Source organism: Thomasclavelia sp., assembly GCF_017889095.1.
Taxonomy (GTDB): Bacteria; Bacillota_I; Bacilli_A; order Erysipelotrichales; family Coprobacillaceae; genus Thomasclavelia.
In genome coordinates this window covers 1-4,338 of record NZ_JAGHEW010000364.1, presented here as the reverse complement: position 1 = coordinate 4,338, position 4,338 = coordinate 1, and the positions used below count along the sequence as shown (strand labels likewise).

The following is a 4,338-nucleotide window of genomic DNA, read 5'->3' as shown; positions in this document are numbered from 1 at the left end:
TAATTTATCGTGATAACAGTTTTTATGTCGTAACCACCACGTCTAAAAAAGTTTATGGTATTAACAATATAATAATCAAAAATTGGAATATTCGTTGTATATGAAATGTCGCTTTTTCTTAAATGATCGATTGATTTATCTAATTGTAGCAGCGCATTATTAATATCATTTTGTTTTAAATAATTATAAACAGTAGTTAATATATATGACATATCATGCTTATCTTTTATGATTTGATAGGATAATTTATTAATCTCATTATATATTTCTTTAGAATATTTAGCTTTTAAAAGTTCATCTTTTATTTTTCTGTTTAATCTATAATTATTAATTACATTATATAAAACAATAAACAAAGAAATTACCAAAGTGAAAAGTTCAAATAGTAATAATTCTAATGTATCATGATCGATCATTTGATAAAATATTGATTCATATAATGTCGTAAATGTGCTTAATAAAGATATAGAAAATATTAAAAATGGTACCCAGTTTTGGTGCATAAGTATTTGATTTGTATCTACTATCCCTTGATACTTATAAAAAAGCAATAAAATAATACCAAAAATCAGCCTAGATGATATTGAAAGGGTAATTACTGTTTCTATATGATCGGCTATATTTATCACATTTACTTTAAATATGCTGGCTGTTATAAATAATGCAATTGTATTAGCTAATAACAATATTGCCATGCCTATACTTGGAACTAAATAATAATAAGAATAAAATTTTTTTGTATAAAATACAGTTATCAAAAAAGATGTTAATATAATCAAAAATAATAAAGCCAAATTATTTGTCACAAAATTATTAAAGAACATAGTTTCAAAAAATATCATGGTAGAAAGTATTATTACATAACTAATTTTTTTGACTTTGAAAATATTTTTATTAAAAATAGCAATAAAAATGCTTTCAATAAAAGTCATTAAAATATCAAATACTATCATTTTAATAAATATTCTTCATATATTTTAAGTAATTTTTCTTGATATTTTCTACCAACTTTATATTCTTTACCATCAGACAATATAACACATGTTCTTGTAACATCACCAGTATAAAATAAATTAATCATTAAATTACGTTGTATTTGTACTAAATAATTAAAATCTATTTTCTTCATAAATTTAACTAAAGATATAGGAATGGTGTATTCATTTGATACAGTTTTAATAAATAAATCGTGTCCAATAGATAAAATATATATTATCTCATTAAATTTTAATAGCACCTTTCTTTTATTAACTTCAATAACAATTTCTTTACAATTTTGAATATAATAATCTTTTAATTGTGTAAATACTAAAGGCATGTCACTTAGATAAGCATTTTTTCTAATGAATTGAAAAAATTCTATAGCTAATGCAGGAAAAACAAAATCATTATTTTCTGATACAAAAACGATTATAACATTAGGATAGACTTTCTTAACTGCCTTTGCAAAATTTATACCATTATATTTTTCTTTTAAATCAATATCTAAAAAAACTATATCTAATACATCTAGTTTTAAATCTAATAATCGTTTAAAATTATTATCTAAAGTTATCATGTTTATTTTTTTATCTACTGATGAAAAATAATCTTTAAAATCATTATTTAACTTCTTTACAAAATTGATGTCATCATCTAAAATAGCAACATTCATAAAACCCTCCCTCTATATAAAATCTATAAAAACTATTGATTATCATATTCTTTGTTCATCAGCAATATTCATTGAACAACACTACATATAACACAAATAATAAAAATAATTACTAAATTTAGTATATCATATTCTTTTCTATATTATCTACTTTTTTATTTTGGTATTAAAATTCAACAAAAAATTAATTTATCCTAATTCACTTCTAAGATCTTTATTGTTTATATGTACCATAATCAAAAACAAATCCAAATATACTAAATATAGAAGAAAATATTCTTATATATATCAATTCAAATTATTTTCATCAATAATTAGTTATTTAAATATCTAAACCAATAAAATGCATTCTATGCTTTTAAAATGTTTTCTATGAATTTTTTAATGCTTAAATTTATATGTACACTATAATATAAATTGAAGGAGGTAATAGAACATGCTTAGTAATACAAGAGAGAAAATTAATATTAGTTTCAATGATACAAATATTAATTCCAAATACGAAACAATTTTCTTTACAGATAATAGCATTCATGCAAATGAAAATACTATTTATTACAAAAACATTAAATATATAGAAATTTTAATTAGCAGTTCTCAAGGAGATGATGGAATATATACTTTTTTCCTAAATTATTATGTCGATTTAAACATCTATACAAATGATGCAATTGGTATATATAAATATCAAATAATGAACAATGATTGTGTAAAAAAAATGTTTGATTTTTTAGAACATTTAAATATAGATATCATTGATCCTTTATCTTTAAAAAAAATATATACTGATTATGACGATCCTGTTGCTCGTAATAAATATATTAATAGAAAATTCAAAAAATGGGCTAAAAATTATGACCTTAATAACCCTCGAGAAAATTATTATGATAGTGTTAAAGATGTTTATACACAACATAATTATAAAAATGAAAAAGCATCAAAAATTATCAAAGAGGAATTTAAATTATTTTTCAAAACATGGAAAATGAAAATAATGAATTTATTTAAAAAATAGTTTATAACTTTCCATCTATAAAAAAGCTAAGATTTTATTGAACAATGCCCAACATTTTAATCTTAAATCAAATAAAAGGAGATTATACAAATTGTAAATCCTTACCATCACTAAGTAAGAAACAAACTGTATATCTCCTAAATTTCAGATTAATTTTATTTTTCTACTACTTTTTTCTATCATTCTATAAATACAATCTTAACATAGTAAATCTTGCAATTGGCTGCGCTAAACACATTTCGACAAATAATGAAATTGCAAAATTACGAGGCCATTTGTAAAAGAACATTTGAATTGGTTCTAAAGTAGTCGAACGTGTACCTATCCATGCTCCAATTACTGTCAACAAAATACTGTACAAAGAATATTAACTATTATATGGGCATTAAAACTATCATCTTTAGAAATAATTTTACTTGTCATTTTTTCAGCGTAAACATACGTCAATAAAACTATTGCAATTACTCTTGCCCATATAAACGGAAGAATCGTTAATACACATAAAAATAATAAGAGGTTTTAAACCTCTTATTCTCTTTCCATTGCTAATTTTGCTAGTGCTAAAGCACCACATACCCCAGCGTTATCACCTAAAGCTGGTGAAACGATATAATCATTAATTTTATCAGTTAAAATTTCATCTTTTTGAACATAACCATTTAAGAATTCTCTTAGATATTTATAAATCATTGGGAACATTTGTTTTTGTTTAGAAACACCACCACCTAAGATAATTTTCTTTGGTGAAAGAATTAAAATATAGTTAGCTAAAGCTTGTCCAATATAATAAGCTTCTAGATCCCAAGCAGGATGATCAGCTGGTAATTCTTGTCCTTTTTTACCCCAGCGTGCTTCGATTGCTGGTCCGGCTGCTAATCCTTCAAAGCATGTTCCATGGAATGGACATTTTCCTACGTAGTTATCGTCTTCACGAACAATCATTTTCATATGTCCCATTTCTGGATGTAATAAACCATGAACTAAATTTCCTTCAACGATAGCACCACAGCCAATTCCAGTACCAATAGTCATATATAAAGCACTATCTAATCCTTTGGCAGCACCAAAATAAGCTTCACCTAAACATGCTCCATTAACGTCAGTATCAAATCCCATTGGAATATCATAACGTTGTTTTAAAACACCCATGATATCATAATTACCCCATCCTGGTTTTGGTGTTGTGGTAATATAACCATAAGTTGGACTATTTAAATCCGGATCGATTGGTCCAAAACTTCCAACTCCTAATGCTTCGATATTTTTACCATCAAAAAATTTAAATACATTAGCCATTGTCTTTTCTGGTGTTTCCGTTGGAAATGAATCTCTTTCAATTACATTCCCGTTTTCATCGCCGATACAAACAACGAACTTTGTTCCCCCTGCTTCTATTGCACCTAATTTCATTATTATTTCCTCCTCATTTCATTTACTTTATTATAACTTAATTTTAAGTATAAATGAATAAAAAAAGGATAAACAATTAAGTTTATCCCATCGATTAATATTTTCTTTTTGGATATTGATCTGTATGTAACAATTTTTTAGCGTTAGCGACTCTTTCTTCAGTTGGTGGATTTACTCCTTCTAACTGATAAGGAATCTTTAATTCTTCCCATTTAAATGTTCCTAGTGTATGGTATGGTAATACTTCAACTTTTTCAAC

At 24.7% G+C, this 4,338-nt stretch carries 5 protein-coding genes and 1 pseudogene; 1 reads left to right on the top strand and 5 read right to left on the bottom strand.

Annotated elements, in window-relative coordinates; genetic code table 11:
- Both J7M77_RS15410 and J7M77_RS15405 read right to left on the bottom strand, forming a co-directional pair.
- Nucleotides 1-932, bottom strand: a 932-nt coding sequence (locus J7M77_RS15410; RefSeq protein ID WP_296880168.1) for a hypothetical protein, incomplete at its 3' end; no start/stop codon positions are given.
- A 17-nt stretch (nt 933-949) separates the two neighbouring features.
- Nucleotides 950-1,654 carry a LytTR family transcriptional regulator DNA-binding domain-containing protein gene (locus J7M77_RS15405; protein ID WP_296880167.1) on the bottom strand — a complete coding sequence of 235 codons (705 nt, stop codon included), beginning with the start codon at nt 1,652-1,654 and terminating at the stop codon, nt 950-952.
- A gap of 436 nt (nt 1,655-2,090) precedes the next feature.
- Here J7M77_RS15405 and J7M77_RS15400 point away from each other — a divergent pair, with 436 nt between their 5' ends.
- Nucleotides 2,091-2,669 (top strand): hypothetical protein, encoded by a 579-nt coding sequence (locus tag J7M77_RS15400; RefSeq protein WP_296880166.1) that lies wholly within the window; start codon nt 2,091-2,093, stop codon nt 2,667-2,669.
- A 184-nt stretch (nt 2,670-2,853) separates the two neighbouring features.
- Here J7M77_RS15400 and J7M77_RS15395 read toward each other — a convergent pair whose 3' ends face one another.
- The 3 genes and pseudogenes from J7M77_RS15395 to pflA form a co-directional block, all read right to left on the bottom strand.
- Nucleotides 2,854-3,015 (bottom strand): hypothetical protein, encoded by a 162-nt coding sequence (locus tag J7M77_RS15395; RefSeq protein WP_296880164.1) that lies wholly within the window; start codon nt 3,013-3,015, stop codon nt 2,854-2,856.
- Between the two features lie 182 nt (nt 3,016-3,197).
- Nucleotides 3,198-4,079, bottom strand: coding sequence for an ROK family protein (locus J7M77_RS15390; protein WP_296880162.1), 882 nt, complete (start codon nt 4,077-4,079; stop codon nt 3,198-3,200).
- A gap of 94 nt (nt 4,080-4,173) precedes the next feature.
- A pseudogene (gene pflA, locus J7M77_RS15385) lies at nt 4,174-4,338 on the bottom strand (pyruvate formate lyase 1-activating protein); the annotation flags it as partial.

Bases quoted from the DNA above. Each gene is read 5' to 3' on its own strand.
- J7M77_RS15390 (WP_296880162.1), bottom strand. From the start codon at position 4,079: ATGAAATTAGGTGCAATAGAAGCAGGGGGAACAAAGTTCGTTGTTTGT.
- J7M77_RS15400 (WP_296880166.1), top strand. From the start codon at position 2,091: ATGCTTAGTAATACAAGAGAGAAAATTAATATTAGTTTCAATGATACA.
- J7M77_RS15405 (WP_296880167.1), bottom strand. From the start codon at position 1,654: ATGAATGTTGCTATTTTAGATGATGACATCAATTTTGTAAAGAAGTTA.